This is a genomic window from Nonomuraea salmonea (genome assembly GCF_042428605.1).
GTDB classification, from domain to species: domain Bacteria; phylum Actinomycetota; class Actinomycetes; order Streptosporangiales; family Streptosporangiaceae; genus Nonomuraea; species Nonomuraea salmonea.
On sequence record NZ_JBHMCF010000008.1, the window covers coordinates 1 to 21917 of the forward strand.

Annotated in this window: 21 protein-coding genes; 14 read left to right on the plus strand and 7 right to left on the minus strand. The window is 72.6% G+C overall.

Annotation, left to right across the window (positions count from 1 at the left end; all coding sequences use genetic code 11):
• Positions 1 to 308: 308 nt before the first annotated feature.
• Positions 309 to 1523, plus strand: coding sequence for a sensor histidine kinase (locus ACFFR3_RS07375; RefSeq protein ID WP_364372660.1), 1215 nt, complete (start codon positions 309 to 311; stop codon positions 1521 to 1523).
• Positions 1524 to 1727: 204 nt separating this feature from the next.
• Complete coding sequence (locus tag ACFFR3_RS07380) at positions 1728 to 2432, plus strand: response regulator (protein ID WP_345409877.1); 705 nt, start codon at positions 1728 to 1730, stop codon at positions 2430 to 2432.
• A gap of 512 nt (positions 2433 to 2944) precedes the next feature.
• Here ACFFR3_RS07380 and ACFFR3_RS07385 read toward each other — a convergent pair.
• Positions 2945 to 3694, minus strand: a complete 750-nt coding sequence (locus ACFFR3_RS07385) for an SDR family oxidoreductase (RefSeq protein ID WP_345406856.1) — start codon at positions 3692 to 3694, stop codon at positions 2945 to 2947.
• Positions 3695 to 3788: 94 nt separating this feature from the next.
• On the opposite strand from ACFFR3_RS07385, the gene ACFFR3_RS07390 reads away from it, so the two are divergent.
• The 7 genes from ACFFR3_RS07390 to ACFFR3_RS07420 all read left to right on the plus strand — a co-directional run bounded on the left by ACFFR3_RS07390 (position 3789) and on the right by ACFFR3_RS07420 (position 10651).
• Positions 3789 to 4397: a TetR/AcrR family transcriptional regulator gene (locus tag ACFFR3_RS07390; RefSeq protein WP_345406858.1), complete on the plus strand. Its 609-nt coding sequence runs from the start codon at positions 3789 to 3791 to the stop codon at positions 4395 to 4397.
• A 278-nt stretch (positions 4398 to 4675) separates the two neighbouring features.
• A complete protein-coding gene (locus ACFFR3_RS07395) occupies positions 4676 to 6103 on the plus strand; it encodes an amidase (protein ID WP_379482809.1) in 1428 nt (475 codons plus the stop codon).
• A 10-nt stretch (positions 6104 to 6113) separates the two neighbouring features.
• Positions 6114 to 6242 (plus strand): hypothetical protein, encoded by a 129-nt coding sequence (locus ACFFR3_RS07400; RefSeq protein ID WP_379482810.1) that lies wholly within the window; start codon positions 6114 to 6116, stop codon positions 6240 to 6242.
• A gap of 250 nt (positions 6243 to 6492) precedes the next feature.
• Positions 6493 to 7821 (plus strand): FAD-binding oxidoreductase, encoded by a 1329-nt coding sequence (locus ACFFR3_RS07405; RefSeq protein WP_379482811.1) that lies wholly within the window; start codon positions 6493 to 6495, stop codon positions 7819 to 7821.
• Positions 7818 to 8699: an RNA polymerase sigma-70 factor gene (locus ACFFR3_RS07410; protein ID WP_345406867.1), complete on the plus strand. Its 882-nt coding sequence runs from the start codon at positions 7818 to 7820 to the stop codon at positions 8697 to 8699. Before ACFFR3_RS07405 ends, ACFFR3_RS07410 begins: the two co-directional genes overlap by 4 nt.
• Before the next feature lie 192 nt (positions 8700 to 8891).
• On the plus strand, positions 8892 to 9998 hold the full coding sequence (locus tag ACFFR3_RS07415; protein ID WP_379482812.1) for a sensor histidine kinase: 1107 nt from the start codon (positions 8892 to 8894) through the stop codon (positions 9996 to 9998).
• Positions 9995 to 10651 (plus strand): response regulator, encoded by a 657-nt coding sequence (locus ACFFR3_RS07420; RefSeq protein ID WP_345406873.1) that lies wholly within the window; start codon positions 9995 to 9997, stop codon positions 10649 to 10651. Before ACFFR3_RS07415 ends, ACFFR3_RS07420 begins: the two co-directional genes overlap by 4 nt.
• 1 nt (position 10652) lies before the next feature.
• Here the strand turns inward: ACFFR3_RS07420 and ACFFR3_RS07425 are convergent, their stop codons facing one another.
• Together ACFFR3_RS07425 and ACFFR3_RS07430 are read right to left on the minus strand one after the other, a co-directional pair.
• Entirely contained in the window at positions 10653 to 11309 is a 657-nt protein-coding gene (locus tag ACFFR3_RS07425) for a maleylpyruvate isomerase N-terminal domain-containing protein (protein ID WP_345406876.1), read from the minus strand.
• Between the two features lie 43 nt (positions 11310 to 11352).
• The gene (locus ACFFR3_RS07430; protein ID WP_379482813.1) at positions 11353 to 12369 is read right to left on the minus strand and encodes a LacI family DNA-binding transcriptional regulator; all 1017 of its coding nucleotides are present in this window, start codon (positions 12367 to 12369) and stop codon (positions 11353 to 11355) included.
• A gap of 31 nt (positions 12370 to 12400) precedes the next feature.
• On the opposite strand from ACFFR3_RS07430, the gene ACFFR3_RS07435 reads away from it, so the two are divergent.
• Complete coding sequence (locus ACFFR3_RS07435) at positions 12401 to 13690, plus strand: MFS transporter (protein ID WP_379482814.1); 1290 nt, start codon at positions 12401 to 12403, stop codon at positions 13688 to 13690.
• Here the strand turns inward: ACFFR3_RS07435 and ACFFR3_RS07440 are convergent.
• From ACFFR3_RS07440 to ACFFR3_RS07455, 4 genes are all read right to left on the minus strand, one after another.
• Positions 13635 to 16022, minus strand: coding sequence for an ATP-binding cassette domain-containing protein (locus ACFFR3_RS07440; protein ID WP_379482815.1), 2388 nt, complete (start codon positions 16020 to 16022; stop codon positions 13635 to 13637). The genes ACFFR3_RS07435 and ACFFR3_RS07440 overlap by 56 nt on opposite strands.
• Before the next feature lie 153 nt (positions 16023 to 16175).
• Entirely contained in the window at positions 16176 to 16796 is a 621-nt protein-coding gene (locus ACFFR3_RS07445; RefSeq protein WP_345406890.1) for a TetR/AcrR family transcriptional regulator, read from the minus strand.
• Positions 16796 to 17644: an oxidoreductase gene (locus ACFFR3_RS07450; RefSeq protein WP_345406893.1), complete on the minus strand. Its 849-nt coding sequence runs from the start codon at positions 17642 to 17644 to the stop codon at positions 16796 to 16798. The genes ACFFR3_RS07445 and ACFFR3_RS07450 overlap by 1 nt, the downstream gene beginning before the upstream one ends.
• Positions 17645 to 17732: 88 nt before the next feature.
• Positions 17733 to 19064: an MFS transporter gene (locus ACFFR3_RS07455; protein WP_345406896.1), complete on the minus strand. Its 1332-nt coding sequence runs from the start codon at positions 19062 to 19064 to the stop codon at positions 17733 to 17735.
• A gap of 112 nt (positions 19065 to 19176) precedes the next feature.
• Between ACFFR3_RS07455 and ACFFR3_RS07460 the strand changes: the two genes are divergently transcribed.
• Genes ACFFR3_RS07460 through ACFFR3_RS07475 form a run of 4 tightly spaced genes read left to right on the plus strand, consistent with a single transcriptional unit; the run spans position 19177 to position 21913 of the window.
• The gene (locus ACFFR3_RS07460; RefSeq protein WP_379482816.1) at positions 19177 to 20052 is read left to right on the plus strand and encodes a LysR family transcriptional regulator; all 876 of its coding nucleotides are present in this window, start codon (positions 19177 to 19179) and stop codon (positions 20050 to 20052) included.
• A 58-nt stretch (positions 20053 to 20110) separates the two neighbouring features.
• Positions 20111 to 20275 (plus strand): dihydrofolate reductase family protein, encoded by a 165-nt coding sequence (locus ACFFR3_RS07465; RefSeq protein ID WP_345406902.1) that lies wholly within the window; start codon positions 20111 to 20113, stop codon positions 20273 to 20275.
• A 19-nt stretch (positions 20276 to 20294) separates the two neighbouring features.
• Entirely contained in the window at positions 20295 to 20669 is a 375-nt protein-coding gene (locus ACFFR3_RS07470) for a YciI family protein (RefSeq protein ID WP_364372709.1), read from the plus strand.
• Positions 20666 to 21913, plus strand: a complete 1248-nt coding sequence (locus ACFFR3_RS07475) for an RNA polymerase sigma factor (RefSeq protein WP_379482817.1) — start codon at positions 20666 to 20668, stop codon at positions 21911 to 21913. The genes ACFFR3_RS07470 and ACFFR3_RS07475 overlap by 4 nt, the downstream gene beginning before the upstream one ends.
• The last annotated feature ends 4 nt before the right edge of the window (positions 21914 to 21917 follow it).

The following is a 21917-nucleotide window of genomic DNA, read 5'->3' on the forward strand; positions in this document are numbered from 1 at the left end:
ATCGTTGCAGACTTCCGTCTACGTTTGGTGATCATTTCCACACCTAGAGTGATACCCCCGTCCAGCAGCATCGTCGCGAGCAGGGCGAGGTGCGCGCGTCTGCCCCAGGTCGCATCTTTTCCGCCGTTCAAGAGCCGGCGCTACGACTCCGGTCAGACGTGAGCCGCCCCGTCCTGGTCAGCCGCCCCGTCGTACGGACGCGAGAGGTCGCACCGCACACGGGGACCGGTGGTCGGACCACGGTCGGATGCGGAAAGTCCGACCGTGGTCAGATGCCGGGCCCGGTGCGGGGGCGATACGGTCCGGGCATGAAGTGGGGCGGGCAGCGGCTCGATGGGTGGATCGTCACCGACGTGGTGACGGCGATCGTCGTGGCGCTGATCATCAGATACGCCGTCGCCGATCCTCCGGGGCCGTCGTCGTGGTGGCCGGCGTGGGCGGCGTGGCCGGTCGGGGCGGTCCTCGCCCTGCCGATCGCCCTACGGCGGCGCACGTCGCGTGCCGTGCTCGCCTTCGCGGCCGTCACGGGCGTGCTGGCGACCGTGACCGGTGCCGTGGCGGCGGGCGCGATCTGGGTGACGTACGTGCCGACCGCGCTCGTCCTGTACCTCGTGGCCTCCACGACCTCGCTGGCCTGGTCGGCGGCATACCTGGCGGCATGCGTGGCCGGCGCGGTCACGGCGGTGCTGATCTTCTACGAGCAGGTGTTCCCCGGTCTCGAGCCCGCGGCAGGGCCGAGCGAGCTGCCACCCGCGTGGCCGATCGAGATCGGGGTGATCTCGGTGCTCCTGATCACCGCGGGGGCCGTCGGAGCGGCCGTCCACTGGAAACGGGAGACGACCGCCCGCCTCGTCCGCCACCTCTCCGAAGCGGTCGTGGCCGACGAGCGCCGCCGCATCGCCCGGGAGCTGCACGACGTCATCGGCCACAGCATGAGCCTGATCGCTGTCAAGGCCACCGTGGCCAACCACGTCGCCGACGCCCGCCCGCAAGAGGCCCGCGCCGCGCTGGCCATCATCGAGCAGACGAGCAGGAGCACGCTGGCCGAGATACACCGAGTGCTCGGCCTCCTCCGCTCCGACGGCGACCCCCGGCTGACCCAGGAGGAGACGCACCTGCCCGTCCCCGGCGTGGCAGACCTACCCGGGCTCGCCGACCACGCCCGCTCCGCCGGAGTGGAGGTGGACCTCACCGTCCACGAAGAAGCCGAACTCCCAGCCGCGGTGGCGATGTCGATCTACCGCATCGTCCAACAAGCCCTGACCAACGTCATCACCCACGCCGCACCCACCCACTGCTCGGTAAGCGTGCACATCAACCCCCGAGAAACCACGATCGAGGTCCTCGACGACGGCCCCCGTCACGGCCGCCCACCCCGCACCGGCCCCGGCGGACACGGCCTGATCGGCATGCGTGAACGAGTCAAACTGTACGGAGGCACCTTCAGCGCGGGCCCCAGGCCGGAGGGTGGCTTCCGCGTGGCAGCCCGCCTCCCGTACGACGAGAACCCGACCGCGACATGACCGGCACAACACCTCCAGCAGCGATATGGCCGGCGACGGCACGATCAACGATGACGCGGACGGCGACCACATGGCTGGGGATCGCACGACCAAAGGTGACATGGACGGCGACGATTTGGGGGGCGCGACGTGGGTGGCGACGAAACGATCGGTGGCGAAACGATCGGTGGCGACATGACCGATGGCGAAACGATCGGCGGCGGCATGACCGGTGACGCCGTTCCGCACGAGTCGTCACCGACCATCCGGGTCCTGCTCGCCGAGGACCAGGTGCTGGTGCGTGACAGCCTCAAGGTTCTCATCGACACCACTCCAGGGCTGGCCACCGTGGGCGAGGCGGGCACCGGTGCCGAGGCCGTGCGCCTGGCCCGCCGACTGCGCCCCGACGTCGTTCTCATGGACATCCGCATGCCCGACATGGACGGCATCGAAGCGACCAGCCGCATCTGCGCCCACCCCGACGGCGCCGACGTCCGCGTCCTCGTCCTCACCACCTTCGACCTGAACGAATACGTGTACGGCGCGCTCCGAGCGGGAGCGAGCGGCTTCCTCGTCAAGAACGCCACGGCGGAGGAGCTCCTGGCCGCCATCAGAGTCGTCGCCGCCGGCGAGGCCCTGCTCGCGCCCTCGGTGACCCGACGCCTCATCGCCGACTTCCTGCGCGGCTCCCGCTCCACCCCAGCCGTGCGCGACCTGGGCAACACCACCCAGCGCGAACGCGAGGTGCTCACCCTGATAGGCAGCGGCCTGTCCAACACCGAGATCGCCGAGCACCTGCACCTCACCGTCGGCACGGTCAAGACCCATGTCGGCCGCCTGCTGTCCAAACTGCACGCCCGCGACCGCGCCCACCTGGTCATCGCCGCCTACGAAGCCGGCCTCGTCACCGTCCCGGACGACCACCAATGACCAGCACGCTTCGGAGGCGCACTCACCACCACCCCGGGCGGGCACCGTGACACAGCCGGTCTCAGGGGGCGGGTCATGGTCCGAGACGGTCATCAACGACCTGCCCAGCCCAAAGGGGCCCAGCCCTACCCGGCCCAAAGGGGCCCGGCCCTACCCAGCCCGAGGGGCCCGGCCCGAACGGGCACGTCCTGCTCAGTCGCCCGAGCTGGTCACCGAGCAGGTATGAGTGTCGGTGACCTGCACGGTGCGCGGTGGGCTCGCCGCCGTTGCAGATGCACCTCCGCGACTTGCCCACCGCTGTGGCGGGATCGTCGCGAATCCGCAAGATCGCCGGTGGCTCGCATGAGCTGCGGCCCACTGGCCGACCCGGGCAGGGAGCGTCGGTGGCTCGCCGATCGGTGGCGGGTTTGCTGGCTCCCGGCGAGCGCCGCTGATCGCCTGAGCTGAGCCCGGTACGGTGCGTTCCGGTGGTGGTGGTGGACGCTCGAACTTCGAGGGCCGTTCGGTGCGGACTAGATGTGGACTTCGCCGCCGTCCACCACCAAGTCGGCGCCCAGGATGAAGCTTGACTGGTCGGAGGCGAGGAAGGCGACTGCGTCGGCGACTTCCTCCGGGCGGCCCACTCGGCCGATCGGGATGCCCGTGGTGAAGTACTCCCTGGTGACCGGGCTGTTCTTGTCGGCCACGGCGCCGTCCAGGCCCGGGGTGTCGATGGTGCCGGGGGAGATGGCGTTCACGCGGATGGTGCGGTCCTTGAGTTCGTTGGCCCAGGTGCGCGCGAAGGAGCGGATGGCCGCCTTCGAGGCCGCGTAGACGCCGAAGGCCACGACGCCGTCTCCTGCGCGTACTGAGGAGTTGAGGATCACCGAGGCGCCGTCGTTCAGGAGCGGGAGGGCCTTCTGCACCGTGAAGAGGGTGCCCTTGACGTTGGTGCCGATGATGTCGTCGAAGTGGTCCTCGGTGACCTGCTCCAAAGTCGCGAACGAGGCGGCGGCGGCGTTCGCGAACAGGATGTCCAGGCCCTGGCCGCGCTCTCGTACGGCGGTGTAGAGGTCGTCGAGATCAGTCAGGTTGGAGATGTCGCCCTGGACGGCGGTCACCGATGCCGGGCCGATGCTCGCCACCACCTCGTCCAGGACGACCTTTCTGCGTCCCGTGATGAACACGTGGGCGCCCTCGGCTGCCAGCCGCCTGGTGGTGGCCAGGCCGATGCCGGTGCCGCCGCCCGTCACTACCGCGGTCTTGCCTTCGAACAGCTTCATGGCTTTCACCTCATGAGAAATCTGTACCAATCGGTACTTAATGGTGACGATAGCACTTCCGCACCGATCAGTACACAACGGTAGGATCGAAGTCGTGCAAAGCCAGGGGAAGGCGCCGGTCGGCCGCCCGCGCGGGTTCGACGCCGAGAAAGCGCTCGATCAGGCCATGCGGGTCTTCTGGGAGCAGGGCTACGACGGCGCCAGCCTCACCGACCTGACCAAGGCCATGGGCATCAGCCGCACCAGCATGTACGCCGCGTTCGGCAGCAAGGAAGATCTGTTCAACCTGGTGCTACGGCGCTACACCGATGGTCCGGCCTCCTATGGGCGGCGGGCCGTCCAGGAGCCGACTGCGCGCGAGGTGGCCACCGCGTTCCTGCACGGCGCGGCCCTGGCCACCACCACTCCCGGCGCGCCCGCCGGCTGCCTCGGCGTCCAGGGGTCACTGGCGGCGGGGGAGCCCAGCCGGGGCATCCGCGACACGCTCGCGGCCTGGCGCGACGACGGCGTCGCCCTCCTCGCCGAACGCCTCCAGCGCGCCGCCGACGAGGGCGACCTGCCTGCCGGCCACGACCCCGAGCTGCTCGCCCGCTACCTCATGGCCGTCGCCAACGGCATCGCCGTCCAGGCCGCCGGCGGCACCCCTCGCGACGAACTTCGCCGGGTCGCCGACCTGGCCCTGCTCCAATGGCCGAGCCCATAAGCAAGAAACACTCTCCCTCTGCCGACTGGACAAATTCCGCGAATTGTGGCCCGTGACGCGATGGGCGGTCCGTTCTGACGAGAATTGAGATGTCTCTCTCGTTGAATGCAGCGGAGTTTCATGCCCTCGCCAGAGCCAAAGCGCCACCCAAAGCCCTGCTGACCTGCGGCGAAGCCACTTTCAACGAAGCTGCCAGGCGGCCATTTCCGCTTCTCCGGAAAACGCCGACGACACGTGTCGGGATCAGCATTCATGGCAAGCCAATAGAGTCCTCCGCCATGGATACGAAATACCAGTCGGCCGAAGAGCTGGCGATCGCATTGCGGGCCGGGGAAGTGAGCTCAGCAGAGCTGACGGACGACGCGATCGCCCGGATCGAGCGGGACGACGAGATGACCAACGCGATCTGCGTACCGGACTTCGACCGGGCGAGAGCAGCCGCGCGAGACGCCGACCGGGCGCGCGCCCGCGGTGCGGAGCGGCCGCTGCTGGGCGTCCCGGTGACGGTCAAGGAGTCGTACGACGTCGAAGGGTTGGCCACGACCTGGGGCATGCCGCAGCACCGCGCCTTCATGCCGGCCGAGGACGCGGTCCAGGTGCGGCGGCTCAAGGAGGCGGGCGCGGTGGTGCTCGGCAAGACCAACGTGCCGCTGGGCCTGCAGGACATCCAGACCTTCAACGACCTCTACGGCACCACCGCCAACCCCTGGGACCGCGACCGCACGCCGGGCGGGTCGTCCGGCGGTTCAGCGGCGGCGCTGGCGTGCGGGTTCGGGGCGCTGTCGATCGGCTCCGACCTGGCCGGTTCGCTGCGTACGCCCGCCCACTTCTGCGGCGTCTACGCGCACAAGCCGACGCTCGGGCTGGCGGCGACCCGCGGCATGGCCCTGCCGGAGGAGCTGCCGGCGGAGCTCGACCTGGCGGTCGTCGGGCCGATGGCGCGTACCGCCCGCGACCTCGCGCTCCTGCTCGACGTCATGGCGGGGCCGGACCCGCTGACGCACGGCCTGGCGTACGAGCTGAAGCTGCCGCCCGCCCGCCACGACCGGCTCGGCGACTTCCGGGTCCTGGTCCTCGACGAACATCCGCTGCTCCCGACCGGCTCCGCCGTGCGGGCGGGCGTGCACCGGGTGGCCGCGGCGATCACCGACGCAGGCGCCCGCGTCGAGTGGCACAGCCCGCTGCTGCCTGACCTGGCGGAGGCCGCGAGGCTCTACATGCAGCTGCTGATCTCGGGTTCGGTCGCGCGGTTTCCCATGGAACCGCACGAGCAGCACCCGGACGACCAGAGCCTCGAGTCCGTACGGCTGCGCGCCCTGACCCTCAGCCACCGCGACTGGCTGAAGGTGAACAACCGCCGTGAGGCCCATCGGCACGGCTGGCGGGCGTTGTTCGCCGAGTTCGACGCCGTGGTCTGCCCGGTGACGCCGACGCCGGCGTTCCCGCACGACCACAGCCCCGACCCGATGCGGCGGCGCATCGACATCGACGGCACCGAGTACCCGTACTTCGACCAGCTCGTCTGGGCCGGCCTGGCCACCATGCCCGGCCTGCCCGCCACCGCCGTCCCGGCGGGCGGATCCCCCGAAGGGCTGCCGGTGGGCGTGCAGCTCATCGGCCCGATGTTCGAGGACCGCACCCCGCTCCGGCTGGCCGAGCTGCTGGAGCAGGAGATCGGCGGCTTCCGTCCCCCGACGGAGCGGTAGCGTCGAGGACATGATGATCGAGCTGGACGTTCACGTGGATGGGGCCCGCACGCTGCACGTCTACGACACCGCTCAGGCGACGGCGAGCGGTTGCCGGTCATGTGGCGCCGGGGTGGGCCGTGGCGTCCGTCGCCGGTGACGCGGCGGCGGTCGCGGACGCGCTCGGCATCGGCAGGTTCGCCCGGCGCGAACTTCGCCTACGACTGCGAGTTCAGCCGACCTGCGGCTGCTCCCCGGCGACAGTCACTTCACCGTCGTCACCCACGCCGAAGCCGGCCTGGAGTGGTTGTGCGGCGTGGCGTAGGTCACATCGCCGCCATGTCACAACGAGCGGGCCGCCGGCATCTTCTGCTCGACCGGGAACAACCCCGGTGTGTGGAAGGAGCACCATGAACGCCCTCTTGGCCACCACTTTCGGCGGCGACGTCATCGAGCCTGGCACGGCCGGCTACGGGGAGGCCGCTCGCACGATGCTGGTCCCCGGCAGCCCGGCCTACGTCCTGCGGCCGGCGAGCGTGGCGGACGTGCAGGCCGCTGTCCGGTTCGCCGCCGACGCGGGTCTGGTGCTGTCGGTACGCGGCGGCGGCCACGCCTTCGCCGGTTTCGGCACCAACGACGGCGGCGTCGTCCTCGACCTCGCCAGGCTCGCCGACGTCGAGGTCATCGACGAGGAACGCCACATCGTCCGCGTGGGCGGCGGCGCCACCTGGGGTCGGGTCGCGGACGCCCTGGCTCCGCTGGGCCTGGCGATCTCCTCGGGAGACACCAGGAGCGTGGGCGTCGGCGGGCTGACGTTGAGCGGCGGCATCGGCTGGAAGGTCAGAAAGCACGGCCTGACCCTGGACAGCCTGGTCGCCGCCGAGGTCGTCACCGCCTTCGGTGCGGTGCTGCGCGCTAGTGCGGAGGAGAACCCCGAGCTGTTCTGGGCGCTGCGCGGAGGTGGCGGCAACCTCGGTGTGGTGACCGCCTTCGAGCTGGCGGCGCACCCGACGACGGACGTCTTCTTCGGCGCGGTCACCTTCCCTGCCGCGGAACTCGCCGAAGTACTCCAGGGCTGGGCGGCCTACCTGCGAACGGCCCCGGACGAGCTGACCTCCATCGCGAGCTTCGCCAACCCCTTCGAGGGCGGCCACGAAGCGCCGGTGAAGATCCAGGTCGCCTTCGACGGCGATGACCCCGAGGCGGCCGCGAAGGCCATCGACCCGATCCGCGCTCTCGGCACGGTGCTGAGCGACGACGTCACGCTCCAGCCGTACGCGGACATCCTGGAGGAGGGCCAGGCCGCGCCGCCCGGCATCCGGCTGCTCACCCGCAGCGCGTTCGTCGAGGCGGGGTCGGTGCGCCAGGTCCTGGAGCTGCTGGCGGAGATCGGGGCGGCGCAGGGCTCACCGTTCATCTCCGTCCGCAGCGTCGGAGGCGCGGTCGCCCGGGTCCCCGACGATGCCACCGCCTACGCCCACCGCCAGGCGGAGCTGATGTTCGTGACCACCGCAGCCGGGCCGGAGCCGATCGTCGAGGCCGCCCGCCCGGCTCTGGAGGCGATCTGGGCCAGGCTCGCGCCCCACGTCAGCGGGGCGTACGCCAACTTCCTCACCTCCGCCACGCCGGACGACGTGGCCGCGGTCTACCCGCCGCGGACCCTCGGGCGGCTCGCGGCGGTCAAGCGCCGGCACGACCCACGCAACCTGTTCTCCCGCAACCACAACGTCCGCCCATGAACCGGATGGACCCGGCCACCGAGGACTTCGTGGCCCACAGGAACCTGCTGTTCACCGTGGCGTACGAGCTGCTCGGCTCGGCCGCCGACGCCGAGGACGTGCTGCAGGAGACCTGGCTGAAGTGGGTGGGCGTCGATCTCGGCACGGTGCGGGATCGGCGGGCGTACCTGATCAGGATCGTGACGCGGCAGGCGCTGATGCGGCTGCGCACGCTCGGCCGCCGCAAGGAGTCGTACGTCGGCCCGTGGCTGCCCGAGCCGCTGCTGACCACGCCCGACGTGGCCGAGGACGTCGAGCTGGCCGAGAGCGTCTCCATGGCCATGCTGCTGGTGCTGGAGACGCTCACGCCGGCCGAGCGGGCGGTGTTCGTGCTGCGCGAGGTGTTCGCCCTCGGCTACGACGAGATCGCCGAGGCCGTGGACAAGAGCCAGGCCGCGGTCCGCCAGATCGCCCACCGGGCCCGCTCGCACGTCGCCGCCCGCCGGCCGCGCGCGGGCGTCTCGCAGGCCGAGATCCGTGACGCGCTCGACGCCTTCCGGCGGGCGGCGGAGACCGGCGACCTGCAAGGTCTGCTCGCCGTCCTCGCGCCCGACGCCGTCTTCCTCAGCGACGGCGGCGGAGTCGTGGAGGCGCTGCTGGAGCCGCTAGTGGGGGCCGAGCGGATCGCCCCGCTGGCCGTCGCGCTGTCCAGGTTCGGCGCCGGCGCGCTGCAGCCGGCCCACGTCAACGGCCATCCGGCCCTGGTGCTCCGCGTCGACGGCGGGATCGACGCCGTCATCACGGTGCGGGTCGAGGGCGGCCTGATCAGGGGCGTGTACGCGGTACGCAATCCGGAGAAGCTGTCGCGCGTGTACGAGGAGACCCCGGTGAGCCGCTGAGCGGGACGGGCGGGCCCGATCACTCCATCGGCCCCGAGGCGTCGGACGAGGAGGACGGCGGCGGCCCGCCCACCAGCGGGCCGCCAGCGGGCCGCCAGCAGTGGGCCGCCGGCAGTGGTCGCCGGCAGTGGGAACGAAACAGTACTTTCGGCCGGTACAAGCCCATGGGACCCGTGCCCTAGCGTGAACGCCGTGCGTGCTCCCGTTCGGCTCGAGGTGGTGGCCGAGATCGGACTCGGCGTCGTGCTCGCGCTGGCCATCGCCTACCAGGCCACCCGCCTCGCCGCCAGCTGGGGTGACGGTTATTGGGTGCCCGGCGCCTGCGTCGGCGCGGTGGTGGCGGTGCTCGCCGTGGCACGCCGCGCCGCCCGGCTGTGGACCGCCGTGGCCGGCCTGACCGTGGCCGGGCTCGCCGTCCTGCCCGCTCACCTCCTCCACCTGCCGGCGGAGCCGGGCCCCGCCACCGCGCTCGGCCTGGCGGTGCTCGTCGGCTCCGCGGTCAGGAGGCTGCCCGCCGTCCAGGCCTGCGCGGTGGCCGCCGCGGGGGCGGTCGTCATGACGGCCGGCCTGCTGACCGGCTCCGGCTCGCCCGTGCCGGTGCAGGGCGGCCTGATCTGGCTCGCCGCCCTTGGAGGTGGGCTCGTCCCCCGATGGCTGGCCGCCCGCCGCCGCGCCGCCACCGAGCGCATACGCCGTGCCGAGCGCCGCGAGCTGGCCAGGGAACTGCACGACGTCGTGGCCCACCACGTCACCAGCATCGTGCTCCAGGCGCAGGCAGCCCAGCTCGTCACCGCCAAGCACCCGGACAGGACGGCCGCCTCGCTCGCCGGCATCGAGGCCGCGGGCCACGAGGCGCTGGCCGCGACCCGCCGCGTGGTCGGCCTGATGCGCGAGAGCGCCCCGGGCGTGACGGGTCATCGGGAGCTCGCCGAGCTGGTCGGTCGCTTCGACGGCCACGGCCGATCGGCGCGGCTGCGGCTGGCCGCCGAGCCCGACGGCTGGCCGGCCGAGGTGCGCAGCACCGTGTACCGCGTCGTCCGCGAGTCGCTGACCAACGTCGCCAAGCACGCCGGGCACGCCCGCGTGGTCACCGTCGGCATCACCCAGGACGAGCAGGCCGTCACGGTCGTGGTGGAGGACGACGCCCCGCACGCGACCGCCTGTCCGCGCCGCGCCGGCTACGGCCTCATCGGCATGGGAGAACGCCTCGACGCCCTGGGCGGGACTCTCACCGCCGGCCCCGGCCCTGGCGCGGGCTGGGTCGTGCGCGCCACCGTCCCCGCCGGGGAACGCCGATGACGCCGCCCATCCGGGTGCTGCTGGCCGACGACCAGGCGATGATCAGGGCCAGTCTGCGCATCATTTTGGAGGACCAGCCCGACATCGTCGTGATCGCCGAGGCGGGCGACGGCGACGAGGCGATCGAGCAGGCCCGCCGGACACGTCCTGACGTGTGCCTGGTGGACGTCCAGATGCCCCGCCTCGACGGGATCGAGGTGGCCCGCGCGCTGGCCGACGCCCCGACCCGGGTGGTCATGGTCACCACGTTCGACCTGGACGAATACGTCCACGGCGCGCTGCACTGCGGCGCGGCCGGGTTCGTGCTGAAGGACGCCGGTCCCGCGCTGCTGGTCGAGGCCGTAAGGGCCGCTCACGCGGGCGACGCGCTCATCTCCCCGTCGATCACGCTGCGGTTGCTGCGCCGGCTCGCCGACCGGGGAGCCGGGAGCGCGGCCCGCGCGCCCGCGCAGCCCCTGACCGCGCGGGAGACCGAGATCGCCCGGGCGGTCGCCAGGGGGTGCAGCAACCAGGAGATCGCCGACGATCTGTTCATCGCGGTGAGCACGGTCAAAGGGCACGTGGCGGGCGTCCAGGCCAAGCTCGGCGCCCGCAACAGGGTCGAGATCGCGGCCTGGGCCTGGGAGAGCCGCATGATGGACGCGGGGCGCTAGGTCAGCCCACGACGAACGGCAGCCGGCCGGCCAGGTCGCCCAGCTCGTCCCGCTCTGCCGGGGTCGGGCCGCGGCGGCCGGTGCCGACGAGCAGCGCGGCCTCGTCGGAGAACGACGCGGGGAACGCGGCCTCGGCGATCTTCTCCAGCATCTCCCGCGACAGGGCCAGCCCTTCGGCGGGCGGGCCGGGCACGCCGGGCAGGTGGGCGATCAGGTCGAGGTGGTGCAGGGTCCATTCGAGCACGTACGCCGTGAGGTAGTCGCCCGCTGTGAGCACCTCGTCCCGCGTGCCCACCCGCATCGCGGGGTCGGCCAGCGCGGCGGCCCGTCCCGCGGCGGAGCCGACGTCGTCGAGGTGGAACTTCAGCAGGTACGGGTCCTCGTAGGCGGCGGCCAGCCGGACGGTGAGCGCGTCGAGCGGGTCGTCACCGGTCGGGGGAGTGCCGGTGACCTCCCAGTAGGTGATCGCGTCGCGGGTCGGCGGCTCGTCGGTCGGGGTGACGAGGGTGATCAGGACGTCTTGGGCGTCGATGACCAGGTGGCAGACCAGGTCGCGCACGAGCCACCCGGCACAGCCCGACGGCTCGGCGAAGACGTCGTCGGGCAGGTCGGCGACCGCGGCGCGCAACGCCGCCCAGGAACGTTCGAAGGCATCCACGCGCCCACACCGTAGCGGCCGGTCACGAGGCCGGACAACCGGCTTACCCGGTGATGCTCCACGGGATCTCCCGCTCACCGGCGTCACCCGGGTCGAGCGCGAGCTGCGCGCAGCGGCGTCCCTGGTCGCGCAGCGGGTTGGTGACGGAGATGATGCCGAGCTGCTGAGCTGCAGGTGAGGCGTCCCACCCGAGGTAGACGCCGCCGGGGTGGGAGTCTTCGAGTGCCTGGCGGGCGCCGATCGCGAGCTCGTCGCTCATGGCGATGACCAGCGCGTCCGCGGGCAGACGGGAGGCGAGGTCGCGGGCGGCGGCGGCGCCGTCGGCGCGGGTGTTGCGGGCGACGACCGCGACCGGCGTGCCGTCCCAGCTCAGGCCGGCCTCCTCGACGGCGTCGCGGTAGCCGCGCAGGCGGGCGTCGGTGACGGGGAACGGGACGTGCGGCGGCAGGCCGGCGCCCGTGGTCGTCATCGCCGCGCGGGCGCGGTCGAGCGGGAACGAGATGACGGCGGGGGCACGGCCCTCGCGCAGCGCCCTGGCGGCGATGGCGCGGGCGGCCGCGCGGTCGTCCTGGGTGACGCAGGCGATGCCGTCGCACACGGGACCGCCCTGGATGACGGCGGGCCGCGGATCGCCCGCGACGGCCGCGAGCACCGGATCGTCCTCGGTGGTGGTCCACAGCACGAACGCGTCCACGGCGGCCGACAGCACCCGGTCGGCGTCGTCGGCGTCGCCCCGCGTCGGGATGAACGTCAGCCCCTGCCCCTCCTCGACGCACACCTCGGCCACGCCCGCGAGGAACCGGGCCGCCTGCGGGTCGTCGAAGGCGTAGACCAGGTGCTCGCTGAAGACCACACCGAGCTGCCTGGTGCGGCCGGACTTCAGCGCGCGGCCCACGGCGTCGGGGTGGTAGCCCAGCTCGCCGGCCGCGCGGTGGACGCGCTCGCGGGTGGCGTCGGCGACGCGGGCGGGGCGGGTGAAGGTGTAGGAGGCGGTCATCAGCGAGACGCCCGCTCGGGCCGCCACGTCCTTGAGCGTCACGCGTCTGCGGTTGGTGGACACGCCGCCATCCTAGTTGTGTAGCGTTACACATATGATGAGAGCCAGCGTGTCGGGTCGTGCCGCGCCGTTTCTGGGGTTCGCGGGTTTCGGGGTGTTCTGGGGGGTGTGGGGTGCCTGCCTGCCCCTGCTGCGTGCAAACGCCGGGGTGGGTGACGCGCGGTTCGGCGTCGCGCTGCTGCTGGTGGGGGCGGGGGCGCTGCCCGCCATGCTGCTGACCGGGCGGCTCGTGGACGCCGTCGGCCTGCGGGTGGCCGGGATGCTGCTCGCGCTGCTGGGCGTCGCGGGTGTGGTGCTGTGCGCGGTCTCGTCCGGCTATGTCGGGTTGTGCGCGGGCATCCTCGCCGTAGGGGCCGGCTCAGGGGCTACGGACGTGGCCATCAACACGCTCGCCGCCACCGCGGAGAAGCGGACCGGCCGGCCTGTCGTGGCACGCTCGCACGCCGCGTTCTCCGCCACCGTCGCGGCGAGCAGCCTGGGAGCGGGCGCGCTGGCCGCCGCGACCGGCAGCCTGCTCGCCGCCTTCACCGCCGCCGCCGTCGTCGTGGTCGCGCTCGGCACGGTCGTGGCCGCCGCCACCCGATCGATCACGGTACGGGACGGCGCCGCGCCCGACGGCGACCAGGCGGCAGCCGTGCAGGAGGCGGCGGGCCACCGGGACGAGCAGGCCGACGGCGCGGCGGTGCGGCGAGAGGGTGGCGGGCGGTTGCCGGGGCGGGGGATGCTGCTGGTGGTCGGGGGCGTGGGGGCGTTGGCGTTCGCGGCGGAGAACGCGTTCCAGACCTGGGCCGCGGTGCTGCTGACCGACGCGTTCGCGGCCTCGCCCGCGCTGGCCGCCGTCGCCCCTGCCGCGTTCGCCACGACGGCCGCGCTGGCCAGGCTGGCGGGCGGCCCCGTCATGCTGCGCCGCCCGATCGCCACGCTGGTCACCGCGGGCCTGATCGCGACGGCGGGCGGCGTGCTGACGGCGTTCGCCCCGTCGCTGCCGCTCGCCCTGGCGGGCGTCGTCGCCGCGGCGCTGGGCACCGCGACGCTCTTCCCCACCCTCCTGTCGTACGGGCTGCGGCCCGTCCCCGACGCGTTCAGGGGCCGGGCCACGTCGGCCATCTCGACGGTCGCCTACCTGGGCTTCCTGGCAGGCCCGGCCTACTTCGGCCTGCTCGCCGACGCCGGCGGCGTGCAGCGGGCGTTCCTCGGCGTGGCCGCGCTGACCGGGCTGCTCCTGGCGGCCGTCCCGGTGCTGCCCATACTGAGGAGGCCGGAGCCGATCACGCCCCGACGTACGCGGCCAGGTGCTCGCCCGTCAGCGTCGAGCGGGCCTTGACCAGCTCGGCCGGCGTGCCCTCGAAGACCACCCGGCCGCCGTCGTGACCGGCGCCGGGGCCCAGGTCGATGATCCAGTCGGCGTGCGCCATGACCGCCTGGTGGTGCTCGATGACGATGACCGACTTGCCGCTGTCCACGAGCCGGTCGAGCAGGCCGAGCAGCTGCTGGACGTCGGCCAGGTGCAGGCCGGAGGTCGGCTCGTCCAGGACGTACACGCCGCCCTGCTCGGCCATGTGGGTGGCCAGCTTGAGCCGCTGCCGCTCGCCGCCGGACAGCGTGGTGAGCGGCTGGCCCAGCGTCAGGTAGCCGAGCCCGACATCGGCGAGGCGGGTGAGGATGGCGTGCGCGGCCGGCGTACGGGCCTCGCCCGCGCCGAAGAACTCCACGGCCTCGGCCACCGGCATGGCCAGCACCTCGCTGATGTCGCGTCCGCCGAGCTTGTGCTCCAGGACCGACGGGTGGAACCGCTTGCCCTCGCACTCCTCGCAGACGGTGGTGACGCTGGCCATGAAGCCCAGCTCGGTCTCGACGACGCCGGCGCCGTTGCAGTCGGGGCAGGCGCCCTCGGAATTGGCGCTGAACAGCGCCGGCTTGACGCCGTTGGCCTTGGCGAACGCCTTGCGGATCGGGTCGAGCAGGCCGGTGTAGGTGGCCGGGTTGCTGCGCCGGGAGCCGCGGATGGGGCTCTGGTCGATCGACACCACGCCGGCGCGGGCCGGGATCGAGCCGTGGATGAGCGAGCTCTTGCCCGATCCGGCCACGCCGGTGACGACGGTCAGCACGCCGAGCGGGACGTCGACGTCCACGCTCCGCAGGTTGTTGGCGGTGGCGCCGCGGATCCCCAGGACGCCGGTCGGCTCGCGCACGGTGTCCTTCAGCGCGGCGCGGTCGTCGAGGTGGCGCCCGGTGATGGTGCCGGCCGCCCGCAGCCCTTCGAGGGTGCCCTCGTAGCAGATCTCGCCGCCCCCCGAACCGGCGCCGGGCCCGAGGTCCACCACGTGGTCGGCGATCGCGATCGTCTCCGGCTTGTGCTCCACGACCAGCACCGTGTTGCCCTTGTCGCGCAGCCGCAGCAGCAGGTCGTTCATGCGCTGGATGTCGTGCGGGTGCAGGCCGGCGGTGGGCTCGTCGAAGACGTAGGTGACGTCGGTGAGTGAGGAGCCGAGGTGGCGGATCATCTTGACGCGCTGCGCCTCGCCGCCCGACAGGGTGCCCGCGGGCCGGTCGAGCGACAGGTAGCCGAGCCCGATCTGGACGAACGAGTCGAGCGTGTGCGCCAGCTTGCCCAGCAGCGGGGCCACCGAGGGCTCGTCGAGGCCGCGTACCCATTCGGCCAGGTCGCTGATCTGCATCGAGCAGGCGTCGGCGATGTTGACGCCGCGGATGCGCGAGGAGCGGGCGAGTTCGCTGAGGCGGGTGCCGTCGCACTCGGGGCAGGCGGTGAACGTGACCGCCCGCTCCACGAACGCCCTGATGTGCGGCTGCATCGCCTCGGGGTCCTTCGACAGGAACGACTTGCGGATCTTCGGGATCAGCCCCTCGTACGTGAGGTTGACGCCGTCGACCTTGACCTTCATCGGCTCCCCGTACAGGAAGTCGTTGAGCTCCTTCTTGGTGAAGTCGCGGATCGGCTTGTCGGGATCGACGAGGCCGGAGGCCGTGAAGACGCGGACGGTCCAGAAGCTGTCGACCTTGTAGCCGGGCACGGTGATGGCGCCCTCGGAGATCGACTTGGAGTCGTCGTAGAGCTGGGTGAGGTCGAGGTCGTTGACCGTGCCGCGGCCCTCGCAGCGCGGGCACATGCCGCCGGTGCGGGTGTAGGTCGCCTTGACCGGCTTCTTCTTCTCGCCGCGCTCGACCGTGATCGCGCCGCTGGCCCGCACGGTGGGCACGTTGAAGGAGAACGCGTTGGGCGAGCCGATGTGCGGCTGTCCCAACCGGCTGAACAGGATGCGCAGCATCGCGTTGGCGTCGGTGGCGGTGCCGACCGTGGAGCGCGGGTCGGCGCCCATGCGCTGCTGGTCGACGATGATCGCGGTGGTGAGCCCGTCGAGCACGTCCACCTCGGGCCGCGCCAGCGTCGGCATGAAGCCCTGGACGAACGTGCTGTACGTCTCGTTGATCATCCGCTGTGACTCGGCGGCGATCGTGCCGAAGACCAGCGAGCTCTTGCCCGACCCCGACACCCCCGTGAACACCGTCAGCCGGCGCTTCGGGATCTCGACGCTGACGTCCTTGAGGTTGTTGACGCGGGCGCCGTGCACGCGGATGAGGTCGTGGGTGTCGGCGGCGTGGGGCGCGGGCGACTGGGTGTCCGTGCTCGTGGCCATGCTGTCGGAGTCTCCATCTGTCTTATGGGCGCTGCCGCTGGTCGGGCAGTATGAGCAGTATGTCGGTTTCCACCGCGCTCTGGGGCGGCGGCCGTGCATGCGACTCAGGTTAGGTGCGCGCCCGCGACGAGGGCTTCTCCAATACTGACCGTTTCACCCCTGCCCGGTCAGCCCGGCACACGTCAGCCAGATGTGCTCGCACGCCGCCGACGCCAGCTCCAGGCTCCCTGGGGACTCCTGCGAGGCGTGGTAGAAGCTCCGCTCGATCATCCAGCACAGCGCGCGGGCCATCGCCGGCGCCTGGTCGGGCGCGCCGCCGGCCGGCACGCCCGCCCGCTGCAGCACGGCGGCGATGGCTCCGGTGAACAGGTCGGCCGTGTGGCTCCACAGCTGCCCGATCTCCGGCACGGTCAGCGACAGGTCGATCGCGGTGCGCATGACGAGGCCGTGCTCGTTCCACAGCTCGATCGTGCGCCGCATGGCCGCCGCGATGGCCTGGCGCGGGTCGTCGCTCTCGGCCGTGGCCCGCGAGCGCTCCCACAGATGCTCGACGGTTTGCGCCACGAGCGCGGTGACCACCTCCTGCTTCGAGCCGAAGTAGAAGTAGAGCGCGCCGCGGGTGATGCCGGCGCCCTGGGCGATGTCGCCGACCGTCATCGCCTCGTAGCCCTTCTCGGCCAGCAGCGACTCGCAGGTGTCGAGGATCGCCCGCTCCCGCAGATCACCCTTGCGCTCCGTGGCGCGCCGGCGCCGCGCGGGCTGGGTGCCGGGCATCAGAGCTGCGCGCCCTCGGGGAAGTCCGTCGTACGGGAGAGCTCCTCCCATGCGCGGATCTCCTCCTCCACGGCGGCGCGCTGGGCGGCGATCAGGCGCAGCGCGTCGGAGCCCAGCACCAGGTGGGCCGGCGGCTCCTCGACCGAGGCGATGTGCACGACGGCCTCCCCGGCCTTGGCCGGATTGCCCAGCTGGTTGCCGCTCGCCTTGAGCCGCTTCTGGCGGATGGGCATGAACAGCTCGTCGTAGTCCTCGATGAAGTGCTCGGCGCGCGTCATGGACCGCCCCGACCAGTCCGTACGGAACGAGCCCGGCTCGATCGCCGTCACGTCGATGCCGAACTGCTCGACCTCCTGAGCCAGCGACGCGAGGATGCCCTCCATGGCCCACTTGCTACCGCAGTAGGCGGACATGCCGGGCACGGTCATCATCCCGGCCATGGAGGTGACGGCCATCAGGTGGCCGCTGCGGCGCTGCCGCATGTAGGGGAGCGCCGCTCGCAGCGTGGCCACCGCCCCGAAGACGTTGACCTCGAACTGCCGCCGCACCTCCGCCAGCGGGGTCTCCTCGAACGTGCCCTCGAGGCCGTAACCGGCGTTGGCGATGACGACGTCGAGCGGGCCGACGTTCTGCTCGACGTCGGCCAACACCCGGGTGACCGCCTCGTCGTCGGTCACGTCGAGGATGCGGCCGTGCGCGCGGCCCGGCTCCAGCTCCTCGAACGCCCGCAGGTCCGCCTCGGACCGGACGGTCCCGGTGACGATGTGCCCGGCGGCCAGCGCTGCCTGGGCGATGGCCCGGCCGAGGCCCGAGCTGGCGCCGGTGATGAGCCACTTCTGTTGCTGCATGTCCCCCCCAAGGGCTCCGGGAGGAGCCCGACCGGCTCCCCACAGCACAAAATCTACACTATGTCGATTTTTCTCGTCAATGTGTCGATTATCGCTGTGGGGTGGCGGCGAACCAGATCCCCGCCGCCGCGCACACGACCGCCGCGAGCACCATCGCGGCCGCCGGCCCCGCCACGCCGCCCATGACGGCGACGCCGAGCGTGGCTCCGGCCTGCCGTACGGCGTTGAGCAGCCCTCCCGCCGCACCTGCCGCCTGCGCGGGCGCGGCCCCGATGACCGCCGAGACCAGCGCCGGCAGCACGAACGACACGCCGAGACCGCAGCCCAGCAGCCCGATCGCCAGCCAGAGGTACCCGGCTTCCGCCTGGATCGCCGCCCCGAGCGCGACGCCGCCCGCCGCCAGCAGCGTCAGCCCGAGCAGGATCGGCGGGCGCGGGCCGACCCGGGCGGCGAGCCGGCCGACGAGCGGCGGGTTGAGCACGAACGGCAGGGTGAGCGGCAGGAAGGCCAGCCCTGTGGCGGCGGCCCCGAGCCTGAGGTCCTGCTGGAACAGCAGGGGCAGCACGAACAGGGTGCCGTTGAGCGCGAAGTTCACCGCCGCGCCCACCGCGAGCCCGGCCAGGACGCCACGGCTGCCCAGCAGCGCCGGGTTCAGTACGGGCGTGTCGCTGCGCCGTTCCAGCACCGCGAACACCACGGCGGCCAGCACCGTGGCGATGCCCGACCCGGCCGCGTGCAGCCAAGCCCGCGCACCCGCCGCGACCAGCGCGTCGGTCAGCAGGGCCAGCACCGCGCAGGCCGCCGCCTGCGCCCGCCAGTCGATCCTTCGGTCACCGCGCGGGGTGTCGGCCGCCCGCCCGAGCGTCAGCGCGAGCACCAGCAGCGCGATCGGCACGTTGACGAGGAAGATCGCTCGCCAGCCGGCCCAGTCGACCAGGACTCCGCCGATCAGCGGGCCCGCCGCCACCGCCGCGCCGCTGATCGCCGCCCAGGTCGCGACCGCCCGCCCGCGCGCCGCCGGCTCCGGGTAGAGGCGCGCGATCATCGCCATCGACGCCGGTACGCAGGCCGCCCCGGCGGCGCCGAGCACCGCCCGCAGCCCGACCAGGACGGCCGGCGTCGGAGCCAGGGCCGACAGCAGCGAGCCGAGCCCGAACGTCAGCACCCCGGCGCGGAAGACCCGGTGCGCGCCGTACCGGTCGGCGACCGCACCCGCCGACAGCAGCAGCGCGCCGAACACCACCGTGTAGCCCGTGGTCGCCCATTGCAGCCCGGCCATGGAGGTGCGCAGCGAAGCGGCCAGGTCCGGCTCGGCCACCGACAGGACCGTCATGTCCAGCAACACCATGAAATATCCGAAAGAGATGCCCACCAGCGCCGCCGTCCGGCGCGTCGCGGGCGTGGTTCGCGCGAAAGTCATGCGCCACACCTTCGGACCGCCGGTACCGGCCGCTCCACCGGCGGATCCGCACGCCGCGTTCGGAATGTCCGAACGCACCTCCTGGTTGCGTCACCACATGGAGCTGCGCCAGTTGAGGATCTTCGAAGCCGTGGTCCGTCACCGTACGGTCACCGACGCCGCCGTCGCCCTCGACCTGGCGCCCTCCAGCGTCTCGGCGCAGATCCGCGCCCTGGAGCGGTCGCTCGGCGTGGACCTGTTCGCGCGCACGACCAAGGGCATGCGCCTCACCCCGCAGGGCGAACGCCTGCTCACCTGGTCACGCCGCCTGCTCGACCAGGCCGAACAGGCGCGGCGCGAGGTCCGCGGCGAGGCGGAGCGGCTGCGGCTGGGCGCGCTGGAGACCATCGCCGCCACCCACGCGCCGCGCGTCCTCACCACGCTCACCGGGCGCCGCCCCGGCCTGCGCGTGGACGTCCTGCCCAGCATGCGGCGCGACGACCTGCTCGCCGACGTCGCCACGGGACGGCTGGAGGCGGCGCTGCTCCTCGACACCGGCGACACCCTCGGCGACCTCGGCTTCACCGCGCCGCCGCTGAGCTTCCTCGACATCGACACCGTGCCTCTCGTGCTCGTCGCGGCGCCCGGTCATCGGCTGCACGGGCGTCCCGCACCCGCTCTGAGCGAGCTGTCCGGCGAGCGGCTGCTGGTCAACGTGCCCACCTGCTCCTTCCACCTGGCCGCCGACCGGGCCTTCGGGCCGGCGATGGAACGCGTGCAGGCGGGTGGGGTGCAGGTGATGCGGGCGTGGGCCGAACAGGGGCTCGGCATCGCGTTGCTGCCAGAGTTCGCCGTTTCCGCCGCGCTGCGGGCCGGCACGCTCGTGCGGCTGGACGTCGCCGTGCCCGACCTGGGGCTGCGGCTGGTCTGGCGCGGCGACCGCGAATCGCTGCCCGGCCTGCGTGATCTGCTGTACGCCACGATTCCCGAGTCCCGGGTGTCTGTCTGAGTCTTCCGTCCTCGTCATCTCCATGCCGGACCGCTCGTCGATGGCAAGGAGCGACGCATTGGGCACCATCAGCGTCTTCGAGGCCGTCACCCTGGACGGGGTGATCACCGTGCTCGGGAGCGGTGAGCTGGTCCGGTCGCCGCACCGGGCCGGGCTCGTGGACGAGTACGTCCTGCTGATCCACCCGATCGTGCCGGCGTCGTCATCGCGCGTTGTTCCATGAGATGAGAAAGGATCCCATCATGCGATACATGCTGTTGTTCCACTACAGCGAGGAGAGCGAGGAGACCCTCGGGGCCGAGGCCCTCGCCGAGGGCCGGCGGGCGATGGCGGCCTATGCCGCCACGCTGGAGCAGGCCGGGATCCTGGTGAGCAGCCAGATCCTGCAGTCGTCCACGGTCACGACCACGCTCACCGCGACCGGCGGCGAGCCCCGCATCCAGGACGGCCCGTACGCCGACACCAAGGAGCAGCTCGGCGGCGTGGTCGTCATCGACGTCCCCGACCTCGACACCGCCCTGACCTGGGCCCGCCAGGCACCACCGGCCGCCTGGGGCACGGTCGAGATCCGTCCCGGCGCGGTGCACATCGAGGACGGCGCCTGGGTCCCCTCGTGACCTCCCACCCACCCGGCGAGGCGGCGAGGGTAGCGGAGCGGGCGGCGCGGGAGTCGTTCGGGCGGCTGGTCGCGTTGCTGGCCGCCTCCACCGGGGACCTGCAACTCGCCGAGGACACGCTGGCGCAGGCGTTCGAGCAGGCGCTGGTCACGTGGCCGCGCGACGGCGTGCCGGGCAACCCGGAGGGCTGGCTGCTCACGGTGGCGCGCAACCGGCAGCGCGACTTCTGGAAGTCCGCCGCGCACCGCCGGTCGGCCCCGCTGGAAGACGCCGCCGACCAGGGGAGTGCGCCCCTGGTCGGGCTGGACGAGGACGCCGTCCCCGACCGGCGGCTGGCGCTGCTGTTCGTCTGCGCGCATCCGGCGATCGCCGCGAATGTCCGTACGCCGCTGATGTTGCAGACCGTGCTCGGGTTCGACTCCGCCGAGATCGCGCGGGCGTTCGCGGTGCCCGCGGGCGCGATGTCGCAGCGCCTGGTACGCGCCAAGCGGCGGATCCGCGACGCCCGCATCCCGTTCGCCGTCCCCGGCCGCGAGTCGATGAACGAGCGGCTGGCGCCGGTGCTGGAGGCGGTGTACGGCTGCTACGCCCTGGCCTGGCCGGACCGGGGCGACGCCGGGTCCCTGGCCGGCGAGGCCCGCTACCTCGCGATCACGGTGGCCCGCCTGCTCGGAACCCAGCCGGAGGCGTGGGGGCTGGCCGCGCTGCTCACCCTGGACACGGCACGGGCGGGGCGTCCCGGCGGACCGTACCTGCCGCTGGAGGAGCAGGACCCGTCAGGCTGGGACAGCGGCCTGATCGCGGAGGGCGAGCACTACCTGGCCAGGGCCGGACGCCCTGGCCAGGCGCCCGGCCGGTTCCAGCTGGAGGCGGCGATCCAGGCCGTCCACTGCGACCGCGCCAGGACCGGCACGACGGACTGGCCCGCGCTGCGCATCCTCTACACGGCGCTGGTCGCCGTCGCGCCCAGCCTGGGCGGCCGGGTCGCGCACGCGGCCGTCACCGGACGGACGGACTCTCCGCGGCACGCGCTGGACCTGCTCGAAGCCCTCCCGCCCGAGCGGGAGCGGTTCCAGCCGTACCACGCCGTACGGGGTGACCTGCTGGCCAGGCTCGGGCGGCACGAGGACGCGGCGGCGGCGTACGCGCAGGCCGTCGAACTCACCACTGATCCGGCAGTCCGCGCGTTCCTCACGACTCGGCGATCTCCCGGCGAAATGTCGGACCAGGCCGGTACGGTCTGACCGA